This is a genomic window from Variovorax sp. PCZ-1 (genome assembly GCF_018413605.1).
Taxonomy (GTDB): domain Bacteria; phylum Pseudomonadota; class Gammaproteobacteria; order Burkholderiales; family Burkholderiaceae_C; genus JANMDU01.
Genome location: NZ_JAHCDN010000002.1, coordinates 501,353 through 518,388 on the forward strand (window position 1 = coordinate 501,353; position 17,036 = coordinate 518,388).

Annotated in this window: 16 protein-coding genes and 1 other RNA gene; 9 read left to right on the forward strand and 8 right to left on the reverse strand. The window is 53.8% G+C overall.

Annotation, left to right across the window (positions count from 1 at the left end; all coding sequences use genetic code 11):
• Position 1: 1 nt before the first annotated feature.
• Positions 2-991 (reverse strand): response regulator transcription factor, encoded by a 990-nt coding sequence (locus KIH26_RS12510; RefSeq protein ID WP_249661186.1) that lies wholly within the window; start codon positions 989-991, stop codon positions 2-4.
• Positions 992-1,667: 676 nt separating this feature from the next.
• On the opposite strand from KIH26_RS12510, the gene KIH26_RS12515 reads away from it, so the two are divergent.
• From KIH26_RS12515 to KIH26_RS12530, 4 genes are all read left to right on the forward strand, one after another.
• Positions 1,668-2,120, forward strand: a complete 453-nt coding sequence (locus KIH26_RS12515; protein WP_213445679.1) for a hypothetical protein — start codon at positions 1,668-1,670, stop codon at positions 2,118-2,120.
• A 153-nt stretch (positions 2,121-2,273) separates the two neighbouring features.
• Positions 2,274-2,714 (forward strand): hypothetical protein, encoded by a 441-nt coding sequence (locus tag KIH26_RS12520; RefSeq protein WP_213445680.1) that lies wholly within the window; start codon positions 2,274-2,276, stop codon positions 2,712-2,714.
• Positions 2,715-2,811: 97 nt separating this feature from the next.
• A complete protein-coding gene (locus KIH26_RS12525; protein ID WP_213445681.1) occupies positions 2,812-4,851 on the forward strand; it encodes a DUF4384 domain-containing protein in 2,040 nt (679 codons plus the stop codon).
• 25 nt (positions 4,852-4,876) lie between these two features.
• On the forward strand, positions 4,877-5,992 hold the full coding sequence (locus KIH26_RS12530; RefSeq protein ID WP_213445683.1) for an SEL1-like repeat protein: 1,116 nt from the start codon (positions 4,877-4,879) through the stop codon (positions 5,990-5,992).
• A 48-nt stretch (positions 5,993-6,040) separates the two neighbouring features.
• On the opposite strand, the gene ffs is transcribed toward KIH26_RS12530, so the two are convergent.
• Positions 6,041-6,137, reverse strand: an RNA gene (gene ffs, locus KIH26_RS12535) — signal recognition particle sRNA small type.
• Between the two features lie 43 nt (positions 6,138-6,180).
• On the opposite strand from ffs, the gene KIH26_RS12540 reads away from it, so the two are divergent.
• Positions 6,181-6,705, forward strand: coding sequence for a GNAT family N-acetyltransferase (locus KIH26_RS12540; RefSeq protein ID WP_213445684.1), 525 nt, complete (start codon positions 6,181-6,183; stop codon positions 6,703-6,705).
• A 353-nt stretch (positions 6,706-7,058) separates the two neighbouring features.
• Here the strand turns inward: KIH26_RS12540 and rpmG are convergent, their stop codons facing one another.
• The 6 genes from rpmG to KIH26_RS12570 all read right to left on the reverse strand — a co-directional run bounded on the left by rpmG (position 7,059) and on the right by KIH26_RS12570 (position 10,364).
• Positions 7,059-7,229 (reverse strand): 50S ribosomal protein L33, encoded by a 171-nt coding sequence (rpmG, locus tag KIH26_RS12545; protein WP_213445686.1) that lies wholly within the window; start codon positions 7,227-7,229, stop codon positions 7,059-7,061.
• Between the two features lie 13 nt (positions 7,230-7,242).
• Positions 7,243-7,476 (reverse strand): 50S ribosomal protein L28, encoded by a 234-nt coding sequence (gene rpmB, locus KIH26_RS12550; RefSeq protein WP_213445689.1) that lies wholly within the window; start codon positions 7,474-7,476, stop codon positions 7,243-7,245.
• A 137-nt stretch (positions 7,477-7,613) separates the two neighbouring features.
• Complete coding sequence (locus tag KIH26_RS12555) at positions 7,614-8,111, reverse strand: SRPBCC family protein (protein ID WP_213445691.1); 498 nt, start codon at positions 8,109-8,111, stop codon at positions 7,614-7,616.
• Positions 8,112-8,143: 32 nt separating this feature from the next.
• The gene (locus KIH26_RS12560; protein WP_213445693.1) at positions 8,144-9,025 is read right to left on the reverse strand and encodes an NAD-dependent epimerase/dehydratase family protein; all 882 of its coding nucleotides are present in this window, start codon (positions 9,023-9,025) and stop codon (positions 8,144-8,146) included.
• A 79-nt stretch (positions 9,026-9,104) separates the two neighbouring features.
• Positions 9,105-9,704, reverse strand: a complete 600-nt coding sequence (locus tag KIH26_RS12565) for a hypothetical protein (protein WP_213445695.1) — start codon at positions 9,702-9,704, stop codon at positions 9,105-9,107.
• Positions 9,705-9,776: 72 nt separating this feature from the next.
• Positions 9,777-10,364 (reverse strand): GbsR/MarR family transcriptional regulator, encoded by a 588-nt coding sequence (locus KIH26_RS12570; protein ID WP_213445696.1) that lies wholly within the window; start codon positions 10,362-10,364, stop codon positions 9,777-9,779.
• A 268-nt stretch (positions 10,365-10,632) separates the two neighbouring features.
• Between KIH26_RS12570 and KIH26_RS12575 the strand changes: the two genes are divergently transcribed.
• The 4 genes from KIH26_RS12575 (at position 10,633) to lpdA (ending at position 16,949) form a co-directional block, all read left to right on the forward strand.
• A complete protein-coding gene (locus KIH26_RS12575) occupies positions 10,633-13,494 on the forward strand; it encodes a 2-oxoglutarate dehydrogenase E1 component (RefSeq protein ID WP_213445698.1) in 2,862 nt (953 codons plus the stop codon).
• Positions 13,495-13,680: 186 nt separating this feature from the next.
• Positions 13,681-14,949, forward strand: coding sequence for a 2-oxoglutarate dehydrogenase complex dihydrolipoyllysine-residue succinyltransferase (gene odhB, locus KIH26_RS12580; protein ID WP_213445700.1), 1,269 nt, complete (start codon positions 13,681-13,683; stop codon positions 14,947-14,949).
• An 11-nt stretch (positions 14,950-14,960) separates the two neighbouring features.
• Positions 14,961-15,482 carry a hypothetical protein gene (locus KIH26_RS12585; RefSeq protein WP_213445702.1) on the forward strand — a complete coding sequence of 174 codons (522 nt, stop codon included), beginning with the start codon at positions 14,961-14,963 and terminating at the stop codon, positions 15,480-15,482.
• Between the two features lie 15 nt (positions 15,483-15,497).
• Positions 15,498-16,949 (forward strand): dihydrolipoyl dehydrogenase, encoded by a 1,452-nt coding sequence (lpdA, locus tag KIH26_RS12590; RefSeq protein WP_213445704.1) that lies wholly within the window; start codon positions 15,498-15,500, stop codon positions 16,947-16,949.
• Positions 16,950-17,036: the final 87 nt, after the last annotated feature.

Genomic DNA, 17,036 nt, shown 5'->3' on the forward strand with positions numbered 1-17,036 from the left:
CTTACTGCACCATGATCAGGCCTTGCGAGATGCCTGTGTGGATGGCCTGCGCACGGGTGCGCACATTGAGCTTGGTGAAAATATTACGGATGTGCGTGTTGACTGTTGGTACAGAAATCGCCAGCTCTTGGCCAATATCCGCGCTGCTCAAACCACCCGCGATCAGTTGCAAAATTTCTCCCTCGCGCTCCGAAAGCGATTGAAGCGCGGGGCGCGGCTGACTCGCCGAGACGCCAAAGCCCGAGAAACTGCTGAAATTCGAAGGCACAAAACTGGATGAACCAAACACCGAAGTACCATATCCCGAAGCAGGTGAGGGTATTGAAGCCGAGCCAAAGTTAGAGTCCATCGGGCTGTGGCCTGAATCATTCGCTTCATGCGCACCTGCCGCAGTCAATTGCGCAGGCTTGCTGATGGGGGAGGGGCGCGAAGCTAAGTATTGGGACGTCAGTTGCATCACCACATCTGAAATGGCGGGTGATGCGGTAAATTTGCCTTGAGCAACCTCTAGCACTGCATCGGCTAAATGCGCTGCTGCATCTTCTGCTGCCACGTAACCCATGACTTTGGGGTGAAGCATTTGCTGCAATTGCTTGCTGACATCTCGATTGAGTACTGCAACGGCTTTGGCACGCGGATTGAAGTTGTGCATCAAATCCAGCAAGGGAATCATGTCGTGTAGATGCTCTTCCATGGCAAGCACGATCACTTGATAGCTTTCTTGGCGAATTTTGCGGCAAGCATCGCCTAAGCGATCAGCCACGGCGCAGAGAAACAAGCGCTTATCACTGAGCAGATGCTCGCGCAGCAATGCAGTGGCATGCTGATCGCGCACGAGAAGCGTGCGTACGGAAGCTGCGCCAACTTCGCGCTCAGGATCGCTCCAGACGGTCGGCATTTGAGAGGCATCGCGAAAGAGATCAGGGTGTTGACGAAACAGCGATTCAATCTCTGAGCCCATCTCATTCGATGTTGAATGAGCGGAATCCATCTGTGTTGAGTCAGGCGCAGACGAAGACGAGCCGCGCAGATTTGCGACTGCTTTTGAGCCCAAGCGCAATGCAAGGTGAAGTGCATTGCTGGCTGAGCGTTTTCCTTTGACTTCCCTCTGATCACCCATGGTTTCTCGTGCTGCGAATTGTTTTATTTGAGGCAATTTGCTTACTACTTGACGCTGTTGTGATTTGCAACTGTTTACGAACCGTCGATCGGATGTAGCAATTGTGCTTAATCGTGTCCGAGTTGTCATCCACTGGTTTCGACGTGCAAAGAAGCTATAAAAATAATAATTTAGTGCTAAAAATCGATTGGAAATGTGAAAAATGACCACTTTAGATATAAAAAAGCATCAGCTTTGCGAAAATAAGAGGAGTTTTCGTAAATTAAATTATTTCATTTAATACATTTAGATACATTCATGAATGAATAATTAACTAGTTTTTTTTGTTTTGGAATCAATAAGTTAATTGTGATTGCATGCGCTTGTAACAAAAACTGGCAAAAATGATTAGTGCGCTTGAACGATTGTGAGAGTTGTGTCGGCGATAGACACTTCATCCATGGTCAGCGCAAACGCGGTCAAGAATAAAAACTGTGAATGTGCGGATCATGCCGGCTTGAGGGTTTCAAGACGGATCTTCAACAACCTTACTTAGATTGGAATCATCATGAAAAAACTCGCACTCATCGCACTCTTGGCAACTTCTGGCATGGCGTTCGCTCATAGCGGCCCTAGCAGCTCTTCTTCATCTGGCCCAATGATCAACGACGATTCGCTGCAAGTCTTCGCTGTGAAGAACTCTTCGGTCACCAACAGTGCCACCGGCAACAAAACCGACGCTAAGCAAAACATTTCTTCTAACTCGGGCAAGGTTCAGGTCAATGATGACCAGATCCAAGTGACCTTGGTGAAGAACTCTTCCGTGTCCAACAAGGCCACTGGAAGCGACACCTCTGCCTCCCAGAACATCTCCAGCAATGTGGGCAACGTCAAAATCAATGACACTTCCACACAAGTCAGCATGATCAAGAACAGCTATGTGGGCAACTTGGCATCTGGCCACAAAACCAAAGCAGTTCAGAACATCGCTTCTAACAACGGCTGCGACACCTGCCAGTAATTCATAGGCAACCCTAGCATGCGCTACTTATCTGTTGTCATTGCCAAGGCAATGGCAACACGATAAGACGCATGCCAGGTTTTGCAAAGTCGAATCTTTGTACTTTGCAGCGTCAGGTTTCAAATATTCATCGTCTAGTTAGGAGTCGTCATCATGAGAACACAAACTGCCATGAAGGTCTTGCCGCTGAGGCTTTGCGCGGTCATGATGGCTTGGATGATGGCGCTATGCACGTCAGCATTTGCGCAAGCACCGGGGCAGGATACGATCACCATCACCAAAGTGCCTGCAAATCAAGGCGGTGGCGGCGCGGCTGAGCGTGCGGGCAAAGGATTGAGTGAGCGCCAAGACATACCTATCGGATTGAAGGCGAAAATTGCACGCTACACCGCTGTAGCCAGCAACAAAGCTGAATCCCTGATTGATCCACTTAATATCGAACAACAAATCGAATCAGCAGGCTTTAACAAAACTTGCATTCAAGATGTAGCAAGCAACACCAACAGCAGTGGCTCAGGCGCGGGAAGGTTGGGGTCGCGTGTGCAAGACCAAATCGTTGTGCTGCGCGGCGACATGGTCAATATCTGTCGCTGAACGATCTGCCGGATCGCTCCACGCTGGTTCTCTAGGCCGCATCTGAACCACAGCTCATCGGCTGTACTTTGTATTCACCCTGTATTCGGGGCTCATCATGAAAAATAAACGTTTTTTTGCGGTAGCTTGCGCTGTTGCAGCTGTAGCTCTGGCCGGATGCGCCGTACCGTATCGCCCAGACGCGGCGGATGCGCAATTCGCTTCACAGCTCGCTCCTCTTAACCGCCCGCTGTCCCAACCCTCACGCTCCTTTTCCAGCTACTCGGTTGCATTGGGATGCATGGATCGTTTGCTGCGCGATATGCGCATGCCCACCACGTTAATAACGAGTAAAAACATCCCCGATCCTTCGGGCAAGGTGACGGTAGCGACCAAAGAAATGATCATCACAGCGCTATCGCAAATGTCGCGCACCAGCAGCGCTTTCCGCTATGTGGACTATGAAGTGGATTTGGTTCGCCAAGACACAGTACAAAACCTCACCACTTTGCTCTTGGGCGCCAATCAATTGCAATTGCAAAGACCCGCGCTCTATGTGTCTGGCGCGATTTCATTTGCTGATGTGAATGTGGCCAGCAATGATGCGGATGTCGGCACATCCGCAAGCCGATTGGAAACAGGGTACAGCCGCAATCGCAATGGCACGCTGATTGGATTGGAATTGCATCTGGGTGAATTTCGCACACGTACGCTCATTCCGGGAGTGGATTCTGCCAATGAAGTTGCCATCACCAACGCCGGCTGGGGGCTGGATGTGGCAGGGCGTATTGGCAAATACGGTGTGCAATTCAATGTGGGCAAAGAATTCAGCCAAGGCACCTCGGGCGCTGCGCGCACGCTGGTGGAGCTTGGTGTGATTGAACTGGTGGGCAAATGGTCGCGCGTACCTTATTGGCAATGCCTTTCGCTGGATCAAACGCATCCTGATTTTCAGCGTACGCTGATGGATTGGTATCGCGGCGAATCGCCTGAGCAAATGCAAAAGAGTGTGCAAGCCATGCTTCATTCGCGCGGCTATTTGGCCAGCCCTGATGTGGAAGGGCCGCAGCTCAAACAAGCGATCGTTCGCTTCCAAGCCGATCAAGATATCGTAGCGCATGGCCAAATCAGCTTCGAAATGTATGAGCGCTTGATGCGCGATTACGTCAACATCGATACAAAGGGTCAATTCGTTCGCATTGGCTGGGAGCAGCGCCAGACCCCAGCTCTGGCCAAGATCCGTGATGCGCTGACTTCGATTGAAATCCCGAAAGCGGTCACTGATGTTGTCGCCAGCTTGCTGCCTGACACTGTGAGCAATAAACCTATCGATGCTGCAGCACAGGCCAATCGTATCGAGATGAAGATTGAAAACCTGCCCACGCCTAACAACCGCATGGCCACCTCGTTTGAAATCGGTGAGCAATTGTTCATGTCGGCCGTACTCGCGCAAACGGCGCACATGTGGTGCTACTACGAAGATGCGCTCGGTGCCACGATGCGTATCTATCCCAATATCACCCATCGCCACAGCCTGACGCAGGCCAACCGCGCCATCCGCTTGCCTGATTGGATGAACCCCAATCCTGGTTTTTATATCGAAGCGACTGATCCTGGTAATGAGCGCGTCATGTGTATTGCGCATCCGCGAGATCTGCTCTTGGACAATAAGAATCCTTTGATGACCAGCAGCGCTTTCCAATTGCTCAAAGGTGTGAGCCTGGAGCAGATCAAGAAAGCTTATTTGGAGACGGCTGCCGATGTGACCTTGGTGGACGCTGGCGTGCAGTGGAATGTGCGCCGCAAGGGAGCACCAGTCGCTACAAACAGCGCACCAACTCCTGGCAGACCCGTGCCCAGTACACCAGCTGCAACACCCACGGCTTCACCTGCAACGCCAACATCCTCTGTGCTAACGCCCATGCCTTTAGCCGTGCACACTCCGATTCGAGCAGACAACACAGCACAGTTCGTTACTGATCAAAGCACAGCAAGCGCTCAGGCTGTTAAAAAGCCAGCCCTGCCAAGCGCCGATCTTGCAGAGCGTAAAGCGCCGTTAGCTGCAGTACAGCCTAGCTCTGTCACACCGCAAGCTTTGGAAAAATCTGCTGCAAATGATGCGAGGCAGACTGTTGTTGCATCGCGCCGAGACGAATAAACTGCTGTGCAGCAAGGGAGAACTTATGCCAAGTCTGAAGCTGCTATTCCAAATTTCAGCCATCAAGAATGGGCAAGGCTTGGTGGCACCCTTGCTCAGCTGCTTGTTGATCGGCTTTGTAGGCAGCCTACAAGCGGGCTTGGTGCTCACACAACCCGCACCTGTAGAAATCACGCAAGGCAATTTGCGCTATGCGCCTGATTCGATCAACCTCATCGAAGGCAACAAAGCACAATTAACAACGACGCAGTCTTCTGCAGATGCCGTCAAGTCTGGCAAAGTTGTCGCTGCATCGAGTAAGCGCGTATCAGCGCAGATCCAACTCGGATTACAACGCCTGCATGGTTTGCAAGGCCCGCAGGATCTCAAGCAAGCTGGCCAAGCTTTCATGCTCGCCTTCGCACGCAGCGATCCACAAGCGCCTGCGGCTGTGGCGCTATGCCATTTGTTGGGTTGCTACGGAACACCCGATCGCCGAGCCGTGGAGTTGTGGATTGAACGCACACGCGCTCGCGAGCCAGCAAAAGCCAAGCTGCTCGAATGGGCAAGCTTAGAACAATTCGCAGTAGCTCAAAACGCAAATGCCAATACAAATGCTTCGCGCGCGCGTCTGCAAGCCCTGTTGCAAGAGGCGGTTCGTTTGCTAGATCCTGTTGCCCTCAACGAACAAGGTTTGCAGCAAGTTGCAGTCGGTCAACATCGCGCCGCGCTTCGCAGCTTCGAGCAGGCCGCTCAGCGCGGTAGCCAAGCTGCGGCACGAAATTACAACTTGCTATCGCAAATGCCGCAGCAGCAAGCCGCTGTCGTGTTCCCAGCGCTTGCTCCCATCAGCCCAGTTGCTGCGCCTGGGCAAGCCATCTACGATACGGCCGTGCGCCATCATGTGGGCACAGGCATGCCTGCTAATTACTCGCAAGCTGTTTTGTATTACCGTCAAGCTGCGGATCTCGGCCATCTTCAAGCCAAGCGCATGCTCGAACTCATTTTCTCGCGCAGAACTGCCGATGGCTCTTTGGATCAAATCTGGATGCGACAACTGGCAGCCCAAGCTGCGAGCAGCTCCTCATCAGCCAATGCCACCTCTGCCATGTGGCTGCAAAAAGATATTTCTTTGCTGGCCGATTGGTTGCCGCAGGATTGAAACCAGAAAAAAGCGTCTGCACGACAAGTACAGACGCTTCTCAAAAAAGGTGACGAGCCTTGACCCCGGCACTGACTCTACAGTTAGGGCTGCTTGGTTCCCCACCTGACCCGGTTGGCCGCTTCACCATGCGGGAAGGCCCGTCTCCTCCATTGTAAGGCTTCGCACGCTGCGCTGATAATGATTGCATGCTCAACATCCCCAGCTTTGAATCCAATCGCTTACTGCTCAGGCCATTTAAGCCGGCAGATTTCGAGCCCATGGCGCAATTCTTTGCATCAGAGGTCTCGCGCCCTTATGGGGGGCCGTGCTCGCGTGAGGAGGCTTGGCGGAAGTTTGCGGTGTATTCGGGGCATTGGGTATTGCGCGGGTATGGGCCCTGGGCGCTGGAGGCGAAGGACTCTGGCGCGTTTGTGGGGCTGTGCGGTATGTGGTTTCCTGAAGGCTTTCCTGAGCCGGAGATTTCTTGGGCTTTGATTCCGGGGCAGCACGGCAAAGGCTATGCGACTGAGGCGGCGCGACGTGCATTGCAGGCTGCGTATGTAGACTTTGGGTGGAAGACAGCGGTAAGCGTGATTGCTACAGACAATGCAGCTTCGCATGCGGTGGCGCAGCGTTTGGGTGCAAATGTGGAGACCCGAATTGCGTTTCGCGGTGGGCAAGCGGATGTGTATCGGCATGTCCCGCTAGATGAGCTTTTGCAGCAAAAATAAAGCGTTTGAGGCAGTTCGCCGGCGTATTTATTGCGCGAGCAGCTATAGAAATAATAGTAAGCAACGATGCGCTAAGCATCCACACCCGCTGTGTGATGGGTCTGAAAAAACGAAGACTGTCTCGGTCGGGCGCGGCCAATCACGCAATCATCGCCACAAATGATCAGCAGCTTGGGAAACTATGCACAGCGCTCTGAAAAAGACAGTCCTCGGCTTTTTCGGGCACGTCACGCAGTAGGCGAGCGGCTCGCGTCAAACAGTCGAGCGCCAATGAACTCAGCCGAAATGCAACCCACAAAACAAAAGCCGCCAAGTCGTGCAACAGGGCGGCTTCTTGAGGAAGAAAGAAGAGCTTACTTCAGCTTAACTTCTTTGTATTCCACATGCTTGCGAGCTTTTGGATCAAATTTCATGATCAGCATTTTCTCGGGCATGGTTTTCTTGTTTTTCGTGGTCGTGTAGAAGTGACCGGTGTTTGCTGTGGACTCCAGCTTGATTTTTTCGCGTCCGCCTTTGCTTGCCATGTTCCGCTACTCCTTAAGCTTGGCCACGTGCGCGCAGGTCTGCGAGCACAGCATCAATGCCGTTTTTGTCGATCAGGCGCAGCGCAGCGTTGGTCACGCGCAGACGCACCCACTTGTTTTCGCTCTCGACGAAGAAACGACGGTATTGCAGGTTCGGCATGAACCGGCGCTTGGTTTTATTGTTGGCGTGGGAAACATTGTTTCCGACCATGGGCTTCTTGCCCGTTACATCACATACGCGTGCCATAGAGCACTCCTAAGCTTCAAAATTAACGGCTCCCGCCGCACCTCGCTGCCAATTCCATCTTTTCGGACGTCATTTCAGCGGTCTAGTTACCTGCTCGAAAGCAGCTAAGCCCATGATTATAGCCGGAAAATCACTCTTTAGGCTAGCAGGCGGGACTGGGTCGATCCTCCGGCAAGGGTCCGCAGCAGCTTGACATAGGCCGTCCAGCGGCTGCGCTTGGGTAGCGGCTCGATGTGGGCTTGTAGCTTATCAAACAGGTCTTCAATCACAGCGTCATGCATGAATCGGATGATGAAATGCCACTTGAAGAAAAAGCCGAGCTCCGGGCGGGTATCAATGGTGTGAGTCAACAGGCAGCCGTTTGCGGTGTCTCTCAAGATGACTTCATGAAAACCTACACTGCCCTGAATGAATTCAAAGCGAATTTGCTGGCTTGGCTCGCAGATGCTCACGCGGTAATGAATCGGGCCATGGCCACCCACTGCGCCAGCCTGCATAGGGCGATCGAGCTTCATACGCGGCCAGTCCTCATGCGGCCAAACGAGATCGTTGGTGCTCCCTAAAGTGAGCAGAAGCGGCCAGATTTGCGTGGCCGGTGCGTTGATATGGCGGCTGTGAATATTGATGATTCTCATGATGGCTCATTTGCTATTAAATCAATAGCTGCTTACGCAGGTGCTATGCCGGCTATCACTGGTTTTGGCATGCAGCGTAACCAATACAGTGCTTCGTTGCGCTCAGCGGTGAGGCCCGCTTTCAGCAGGCGCATCCCATCGCTGCTGATGACTTTCTGTGGGAAGAATTCAGCGAGTTTTGCCATCCAGCGCAACAATGCCCAGGGCAGGGGCAGCCAGAGCGCTGAGTCCAGGCCTTGCGAGCTGCGCAGTTGCGCGAGGAATTCTCGGTAGCTCAACTCCTGCGGACCAGCGAGCTCGATGGCGCGATGCAGGGCTTTAGGATGCTCGCAAATGCGGCAGATAGCAGCGGCTGCGTCAGCGCAGAGCATGGGCGCGAGTCTTGCATGACCGGGGCTCAGCAAGCCGGGCAGGGTGATGATGGGCAGGCGTGCGAGCCATTGAAACAATTGGGTCGAAGGGCTGCTTGCGCTCATCAACAACGAAGGCCGAACGATCACAGCGTCCCCACGGCTGTTCGCCATAGTCTCAATCAAAGCAGCTTCTGCCGCACGTTTGCTCGCCATATAGCGGCCTACAACAGGCTCTGCTGTGCGAGTGCCCAGCGCGGAAATGTGCACCACGCGCGCTACATGCGCCTGCGCGCAAGCTTCAAACAATGCGCGCGGCGCGGCTACGTGAACGGTATCAAATCGCTCATCGCCGCGTTCGATCAAGATGCCCACAGCATTGATGACCACATCCGCGTCTTCCACCAGAGGTGCGAAATCTTCAGCGCTGTGCGCAGAGCGAAAATCAACTTGTTTGTCACAGCCGCTACGCCCCGCAGTGATCACGCTATGCCCATGGCTGCGCAGCTCGCCTACGATGGCGCTGCCAAGCAAGCCTGCGCCGCCAAATACAACAATTTTCATGATGATCTCCTTTCGTGAGACAAAGCAGATAATTTGCCAGCGCACTCGTGCCGCAGAGCGAGGGGATAAGTTCGTGCATTCATAGCCAAAGCCCTTTAACAAGATTCACGAAGCTCAGCACCACAAACACCCACATGGTTGCCCAGCCGAGCCATCGTGCTTCGGTGGGAGAGAGGCGCCAGCGCCTGTAGGCGTAGCTGCTGGCATCGCGCACATGACGCAAGATGCTGGCGGGCAGCAGGAGGTTGAAATAGAGCAGGGCAGAGATCAAAGGCAGAAACAGAAGGCCAATGATGTTGACAAACGCGGCTGCAAACGTCACCGCATAAGCAAGCATCCCCATGACCCAAGGATTGAGCAAGCTGATCAGGATGCGCCATGCATCAAGTAAAAATCGATCACGCCCAAGCACCAAAGCGCGATCGCCGCCAAAGAAGCGCCTCAGCGTGTGCTGATTGCGAAAACTGGCGGCACGTGGAGTGCCAAACACAATGAGAGACAACAGGGCATGAATAAGAAGCAGCACGAGATCAAAAACCAAGCCTCGCAAAAACCCAGTGCCCACCATGATTTGCACTGCGGGCGAAATCAGCAGCGCCCAAGCCAGCATGCGATTGAAGCGGATTAACAGCAGTTTCGTGTTGAAGCTTGGAAGGCTGAGTGTAGTGAGAGATTTCATTTTTATTCCAGTAATTTCTGTCTAAACAGAAATAAAAGATCAAAAAAAGGGAGGTGAATGAGGTGTGTGGTTTCAGGGGCCAATCATGCTCGCCGCGGTGGAATGCTGCGCTGCAGCGTCTTGTGGAGGTGCATCAGCATCACCGCGAATCAGCTTTTGAATCTTTGCGCCTAACTTGAGCACTTTGGTCAGCGTTTCGGTATCCAACCGCAGCATCTCATCGCTCCAGCCACTCATCGTCTCTAAAAACACCAGCATTTCGCGGATGCGGTTGGCTCGTTCCACGCCATCAATCATGATCTCAGGTTGCGCCAGTAAATTGCGCAACATATGAATCGTGGGCATGATTTCGCGCTCTTTACGCTCGCGCACCACCGTACGCGAAAGCTCCCAGATATCGGTGCTGGCTTCAAAATGATCACGCCTGTCGCCCATCACATGCACCATCTTGATCAGATTCCAGGATTGCAGCTCACGTAAGCTATTACTCACATTGCTGCGCGCTACATTCAGCGTCTCGGCGATCTCATCGGCGGGAAGAGGTTTGCCATGCAGGTAGAGCAGAGCATGGATCTGAGCTACTGTGCGGTTCACGCCCCAGCGCGTTCCCATTTCACCCCAATGGAGGATGAATTGCTCGGAAGTTTGGCTCAGGGTCATGGTTTGCAGCTTTCTTGAATGAATTGTGATCTTGTCTTTTATTTCTGTCAAGAAAGAAATAAAAGAGGGCAATGATCAAGCAACAGCTCATGCAAGCAAGGCATAGCGGTTTTAGAGTGTTGTATCCAATACCTGTCAAACCTGTCACAATACTGTTTGTATTCACGGCCCTTCCACGCCAAATGCATCCGCTAATCGGTTCAGCCGTGTCGCGGAAGGTTTACTAACCAACTAATGCTCTCCCAAGGAGAGCGGAGGCAGCAACACAATGTCAGCATCGGTCTACCAAGCCTACGGTAGCAACAGCTATCTCTTCGGCGGCAATGCGCCCTATGTCGAAGAACTCTACGAAAACTATCTCGCCAACCCCGGCTCCGTGCCCGACAACTGGCGCAGCTATTTCGACGCGCTCCAGCACGTGCCCGCATCCGACGGCACAGCCGCCAAAGACGTGGCTCACCTGCCCGTTATCAACGCTTTCACCGAATTGGCAAAGCAGGGCGCAACGCGCACCGTACAAGCCAATGCAGACAATGAAATGGGCAAAAAGCGCACCGCCGCACAGCAGCTCATCGCAGCCTACCGCAACGTCGGCGCGCGCTGGGCAAATTTAGACCCGTTGCAGCGCACCGAGCGCGACAATATTCCCGATCTTGACCCCGCTTTCTACGGCTTCACCGATGCCGACATGGAAACCGTGTTCAACACCTCCAACACTTATTTCGGCAAAGAGCAAATGAGCCTGCGCGAGCTGCTCAATGCGCTGCGCGAAACCTATTGCGGCACGATTGGCGCGGAATATATGTACGCCACGAGCCAAGATGAGAAGCGCTGGTGGCAGCAGAAGATGGAAAGCGTGCGCGCCAAGCCCGCATTCAATGCAGAAGAGAAGAAGAACATTCTGCAAAACCTCACCGCTGCTGAAGGCCTAGAGCGTTATCTGCACACCAAATACGTCGGCCAAAAACGCTTCTCGCTCGAAGGCGGCGAAAGCTTCATTGCGTCGATGGATGAGCTGGTGCAAAAAGCCGGCGCAGCAGGCGTGCAAGAAATGGTGATCGGCATGGCTCACCGTGGCCGCTTGAATGTGCTGGTCAACACCCTGGGCAAGATGCCCAAAGATTTGTTCGCTGAGTTTGATCACACCGCCCCTGAAGATTTGCCATCGGGCGATGTGAAGTATCACCAAGGTTTCTCATCTGACGTGACGACCCCCGGCGGCCCCTTGCATCTGACGCTCGCGTTCAACCCATCTCACCTCGAAATCGTCAACCCCGTGGTCGAAGGCAGCGTGCGCGCTCGCATGGATCGCCGTGGTGATAAAGAGGGCGACCAAGTGTTGCCCGTGCTCGTGCATGGCGATGCCGCATTTGCCGGTCAAGGCGTGGTGATGGAAACCCTTGCGCTCGCGCAAACCCGTGGTTACTACACGGGCGGCACAGTGCATATCGTTATCAACAATCAGATCGGTTTTACTACTTCTGACCCGCGCGATACCCGCTCCACGCTGTATTGCTCCGATGTGGTGAAGATGATCGAAGCGCCGGTGTTGCATGTGAACGGCGACGATCCAGAAGCTGTGGTGCTTTGCACGCAATGGGCGCTGGAATACCGCCAGCATTTCAACAAAGATGTGGTGATCGACATCATCTGCTTCCGTAAACTCGGCCACAACGAGCAAGACACCCCAGCGCTCACGCAGCCGCTGATGTACAAGAAGATTGCGCAGCACCCCGGTACGCGCAAGCTCTACGCCGACAAGCTCGCTACCCAAGGTATGGGCGCAACGCTGGGCGACGATATGGCCAAAGCCTATCGCGCCGCAATGGACGCTGGCCAACACACCGAAAACATCACCATCTCTAATTTCAAGAGCAAGTATGCGGTGGACTGGAGCCCCTTCCTCGGCAAGAAATGGACGGACGCTGGCGACACAGCCATCCCGATGGCTGAGTGGAAGCGCTTGGGCGAAAAGCTCACCACGATTCCTGCAACGATCACGCCACACATGCTTGTGAAAAAAGTCTATGACGATCGCGCAGCCATGGCACGCGGCGAAGTCAATGTGGATTGGGGCATGGGCGAGCACATGGCTTTTGCATCACTCGTGGCCAGCGGCTATGCCGTGCGCCTCTCGGGTGAAGATTGCGGCCGCGGCACCTTCACGCACCGCCATGCCGTGATTCACGATCAGAACCGTGAAAAGTTTGACGAAGGCACCTACATCCCACTGCAAAACGTGGCCGATGGTCAAGCCCCTTTCGTGGTGATTGATTCGCTGCTGTCTGAAGAGGCCGTGCTCGCTTTTGAATACGGCTATGCATCCAATGAGCCCAACACGCTCGTGATCTGGGAAGCGCAGTTCGGCGATTTCGCCAACGGCGCGCAAGTGGTGATTGACCAGTTCATCGCCTCGGGTGAAGTCAAGTGGGGCCGTGTGAACGGCATCACGCTCATGCTGCCTCACGGCTACGAAGGCCAAGGCCCTGAGCACAGCTCGGCGCGCCTGGAGCGCTTCATGCAATTGGCGGCAGACACGAACATGCAAATCGTGCAGCCCACTACAGCCAGCCAGATCTTCCACGTGCTGCGTCGCCAGATGGTGCGCGATCTGCGCAAGCCACTGGTGATCATGACGCCGAAATCTTTGCTGCGTAACAAGGATGCCACTTCGCCACTATCTGAGTTCACCAAAGGCGGTTTCCAAACCGTGATTCCCGAGCAGAAAGCCATTGACGCGAAGAAGGTCAAGCGCATCATCGCCTGCTCTGGCAAGGTGTATTACGACTTGGTGAAGAAGCGCGAGGAAAAAGGCCATGACGACACGGCCATCATCCGCGTTGAGCAGCTCTATCCCTTCCCCCACAAAGCCTTTGCAGCCGAGATCAAAAAGTATCCCGGTGCGACGGATATCGTGTGGTGCCAAGACGAGCCACAAAACCAAGGCGCATGGTTCTTCGTGCAGCATTACATCCACGAGAACATGCTTGAGGGTCAAAAGCTCGGCTACGCAGGGCGTGCAGCTTCTGCTTCACCGGCGGCTGGTTATGCGCATCTGCACCAAGAGCAACAAAAGGCGCTGACTGATGCAGCGTTTGCGAAGCTCAAGGGCTTTGTGTTAACCAAGTAAACAATTCAAGACAGGAGCGCAGAGGACGCGAAGATTTCGCAGAAGACGCAAAAGAAAACAGAAAAGTGTATGTACCCAAAACAGGCATTCCTTTTGTTTTATTTTGAATTCTCTTTTGCGACCTCTGCGTAACCTTCGCGTCCTCTGCGTTCAAAAAATCTCTTCCTCAAAATTTAGGAAATAAAAATGGCAATCGTAGAAATCAAAGTCCCGCAACTCTCCGAATCCGTGGCCGAGGCCACCTTGTTGCAATGGAAAAAGAAGCCCGGCGAAGCTGTGGCGCAAGATGAAATTTTGATCGAGATCGAGACCGATAAAGTCGTGCTCGAAGTGCCTGCGCCTCAGGCGGGCGTGATGGGTGCTTATGTGGTCGATAGCGGTGGCACTGTGGTGTCTGATCAAGTGATCGGCAAGATTGATACCGATGGCAAAGCTTCCGCCGCAGCTCCTGCTGCTGCACCAGCCTCTGCGCCTGCAGCCGCTCCAATTGCAGCTGCTGCCGCAACAGGTGGTTCGATGGCTGGTGTGGCCATGCCCGCTGCTGCCAAGATCATGGCCGATAACAGCTTGGCTGCTGGCTCAGTCGCAGGCTCAGGCAAAGATGGCCGCGTCACTAAAGGCGACGTGCTCGCCGCAGTTGCAGGCGGCGCTAAGCCAGTAGCCGCCGCGCCAGTGGCTGTGCCCACAGGCGTGCCTACCGCCGCGCTCGCGCAAGTCGCCGCTCCCGCAGGCAGCCTCGCCGCCCAGCTCGCAGGCCGCCCAGAGCAGCGCGTGCCCATGAGCCGCTTGCGTGCTCGCGTGGCTGAGCGTTTGCTGCAATCGCAATCGAGCAACGCTATCTTGACAACCTTCAACGAAGTCAACATGGCGCCCGTGATGGAAATGCGCAAGCGCTTCCAAGAGAAATTCGAGAAAGAGCATGGCACCAAGATCGGTTTCATGAGCTTCTTCGTTAAAGCCGCTGTGCATGCGCTGAAAAAATATCCTGTGCTCAATGCATCGGTCGATGGCAACGATATCGTCTATCACGGCTACTTTGACATCGGCATCGCCGTCGGCAGCCCGCGTGGCCTCGTTGTGCCTATCTTGCGCAACGCCGATCAAATGAGCTTTGCCGATATCGAAAAGAAAATCGCTGAATACGGCCAAAAAGCCAAAGACGGCAAACTCGGCATCGAAGAGATGACGGGCGGCACGTTCTCGATTTCCAATGGCGGCGTGTTCGGCTCCATGCTGTCCACCCCGATCATCAACCCACCGCAATCCGCCATCCTCGGCGTGCACGCCACCAAAGACCGCGCCGTGGTCGAAAACGGTGTCGTCGTCGTGCGCCCCATCAACTACCTCGCCATGAGCTACGACCACCGAATCATTGACGGCCGCGAAGCCGTGCTGGGCTTGGTGGCGATGAAAGAGGCGCTAGAAGATCCTGCTCGTTTGTTGTTTGATATTTAAGGGATAAATTGATGTTGTTACGATTTTCTAAAGTCCTATTCGCCATGAGTGCGGTAGTACTAGCGTCTTGTGTAAGTAACCCGCCTTCACCTAGCTCTGAAGTTAAAGGCGTAAAGTATTTCCGCGAAGCAGCTGAACTTGTGCCTAAATTCGTGGGTCGTTATGTTGTGGGAGAGGTTCGTGGTGTCTCAGCGAACTTTGATGAAGTTACTCTTGATTTGCAGGATGGTGTGCCAAGAATTCGATTGACCTCTAAGGGGGGGACACTCGTTGTAGAGCAATTTTTGCTAGATTCTTGTCACGGAGACCTCAAGAGTGGCTCCTCAGGCACCCCCTACTTGTATTGCTTCTCCGGACAGCCGACTGAAAGATCCGTCTCATTTTCCGCGCGCGCACCGGGATCATCTTTTTCCGCTTCTAACATTAACTATATTTCGCCTTTGAAGCTACCCGATGGATATATGTTGAGCGTCGAGAGATATTTCGGAACTGCTGCAAGAGGCCCTACTTTTGCAGCAAAAAAAATCCAATAATGGAAGATATTGAAAATGAGTAAGCAATTCGACGTCATCGTCATCGGTGGTGGCCCTGGTGGCTACATTGCGGCTATTCGTGCTGCGCAGTTGGGGTTCAATACGGCTTGTATTGATGAGTGGAAAAATTCCAAAGGTGGGCCAGCGCCGGGCGGTACGTGTACCAATGTGGGCTGTATTCCATCCAAGGCTTTGCTGCAAAGCTCGGAGCACTTTGATCATGCGGGGCATCATTTTGCGGATCATGGGATTGGGTTGAAAGACCTGTCCATTGACATCGCCAAGATGCTTGGCCGTAAAGATACCGTGATCAAGCAAAACAACGATGGCATTTTGTATTTGTTGAAGAAAAACAAAGTGACGTTTTTCCACGGACGTGGGTCGTTTGTGGCGGCCGCCGCGCCCGGTGCGGCTGGTCAGGCCAATGGCGTGTATGAGATCAATGTGGCTGGTGTGGCCAGTGAAGTGATTTCTGGTAAGCACATCATCGTGGCCACGGGTTCGAATGCTCGCGCGCTGCCGGGTGTGCCGTTTGATGAAGAGAATATCCTCTCCAACGATGGCGCGCTGCGTATTCCTGCTGTGCCGAAGAAGCTGGGCGTGATTGGCTCGGGTGTGATTGGTTTGGAGATGGGTTCGGTGTGGCGTCGTTTGGGCTCTGACGTGACTGTGCTTGAAGGCTTGCCGACTTTCCTCGGCGCTGTGGATGAGCAGATTGCCAAAGAAGCGAAGAAGGCTTTTGACAAGCAAGGCTTGAAGATTGAGCTTGGCGTGAAAGTGGGCGAGATCAAGAACACCAAGAAAGGTGTGTCAATTGCCTACACCAATGCCAAAGGCGAAGCGCAAACGCTGGATGTGGACAAGCTGATCATCTCGATTGGCCGCACGGCGAACACGATTGGTTTGAACCCAGAAGCTGTGGGTCTCAAACTCGATGAGCGCGGCATGGTCGTGGTGGACGACGATTGCAAAACCAACTTGCCCAATGTGTGGGCGGTGGGCGATGTGGTGCGCGGGCCAATGCTGGCGCACAAGGCTGAGGAAGAGGGCGTGGCAGTGGCGGAGCGCATTGCAGGCCAGCATGGCCATGTGAACTTCAACACCGTGCCTTGGGTGATTTACACCTCTCCAGAGATTGCATGGGTCGGCCAAACTGAGCAACAGCTCAAAGCCGCTGGCCGCGCGTATCGCTCCGGCAGTTTCCCCTTCTTGGCCAATGGCCGTGCGCGGGCTTTGGGTGACACGACGGGTATGGTGAAGATGCTGGCCGATGCCGCGACCGATGAAATTCTGGGCGTGCATATCGTTGGGCCATTCGCTTCTGAGCTGATCGCTGAATGCGTCGTGGCGATGGAATTCCGCGCTTCGAGCGAAGACATTGCGCGTATCTGCCATGCACATCCTTCGCTATCTGAGGCGACTAAGGAAGCGGCTTTGGCTGTTGATAAGCGTACTTTGAACTTCTAAGAAGAGAACGCAAAAGTCGCAAAACTACGCAAAAGACGCAAAGAGATCAACTTACTTTTTGCGTCTTTTGCGTTTCTTCTGCGCATT

Excerpts from the sequence above, each read along its gene's own strand:
- KIH26_RS12510 (WP_249661186.1), bottom strand. The coding sequence starts at position 991 with ATGGATTCCGCTCATTCAACATCGAATGAGATGGGCTCAGAGATTGAA.
- KIH26_RS12515 (WP_213445679.1), top strand. The coding sequence starts at position 1,668 with ATGAAAAAACTCGCACTCATCGCACTCTTGGCAACTTCTGGCATGGCG.
- KIH26_RS12520 (WP_213445680.1), top strand. The coding sequence starts at position 2,274 with ATGAGAACACAAACTGCCATGAAGGTCTTGCCGCTGAGGCTTTGCGCG.
- KIH26_RS12525 (WP_213445681.1), top strand. The coding sequence starts at position 2,812 with ATGAAAAATAAACGTTTTTTTGCGGTAGCTTGCGCTGTTGCAGCTGTA.
- KIH26_RS12530 (WP_213445683.1), top strand. The coding sequence starts at position 4,877 with ATGCCAAGTCTGAAGCTGCTATTCCAAATTTCAGCCATCAAGAATGGG.
- KIH26_RS12540 (WP_213445684.1), top strand. The coding sequence starts at position 6,181 with ATGCTCAACATCCCCAGCTTTGAATCCAATCGCTTACTGCTCAGGCCA.
- rpmG (WP_213445686.1), bottom strand. The coding sequence starts at position 7,229 with ATGGCAAGCAAAGGCGGACGCGAAAAAATCAAGCTGGAGTCCACAGCA.
- rpmB (WP_213445689.1), bottom strand. The coding sequence starts at position 7,476 with ATGGCACGCGTATGTGATGTAACGGGCAAGAAGCCCATGGTCGGAAAC.
- KIH26_RS12555 (WP_213445691.1), bottom strand. The coding sequence starts at position 8,111 with ATGAGAATCATCAATATTCACAGCCGCCATATCAACGCACCGGCCACG.
- KIH26_RS12560 (WP_213445693.1), bottom strand. The coding sequence starts at position 9,025 with ATGAAAATTGTTGTATTTGGCGGCGCAGGCTTGCTTGGCAGCGCCATC.
- KIH26_RS12565 (WP_213445695.1), bottom strand. The coding sequence starts at position 9,704 with ATGAAATCTCTCACTACACTCAGCCTTCCAAGCTTCAACACGAAACTG.
- KIH26_RS12570 (WP_213445696.1), bottom strand. The coding sequence starts at position 10,364 with ATGACCCTGAGCCAAACTTCCGAGCAATTCATCCTCCATTGGGGTGAA.
- KIH26_RS12575 (WP_213445698.1), top strand. The coding sequence starts at position 10,633 with ATGTCAGCATCGGTCTACCAAGCCTACGGTAGCAACAGCTATCTCTTC.
- odhB (WP_213445700.1), top strand. The coding sequence starts at position 13,681 with ATGGCAATCGTAGAAATCAAAGTCCCGCAACTCTCCGAATCCGTGGCC.
- KIH26_RS12585 (WP_213445702.1), top strand. The coding sequence starts at position 14,961 with ATGTTGTTACGATTTTCTAAAGTCCTATTCGCCATGAGTGCGGTAGTA.
- lpdA (WP_213445704.1), top strand. The coding sequence starts at position 15,498 with ATGAGTAAGCAATTCGACGTCATCGTCATCGGTGGTGGCCCTGGTGGC.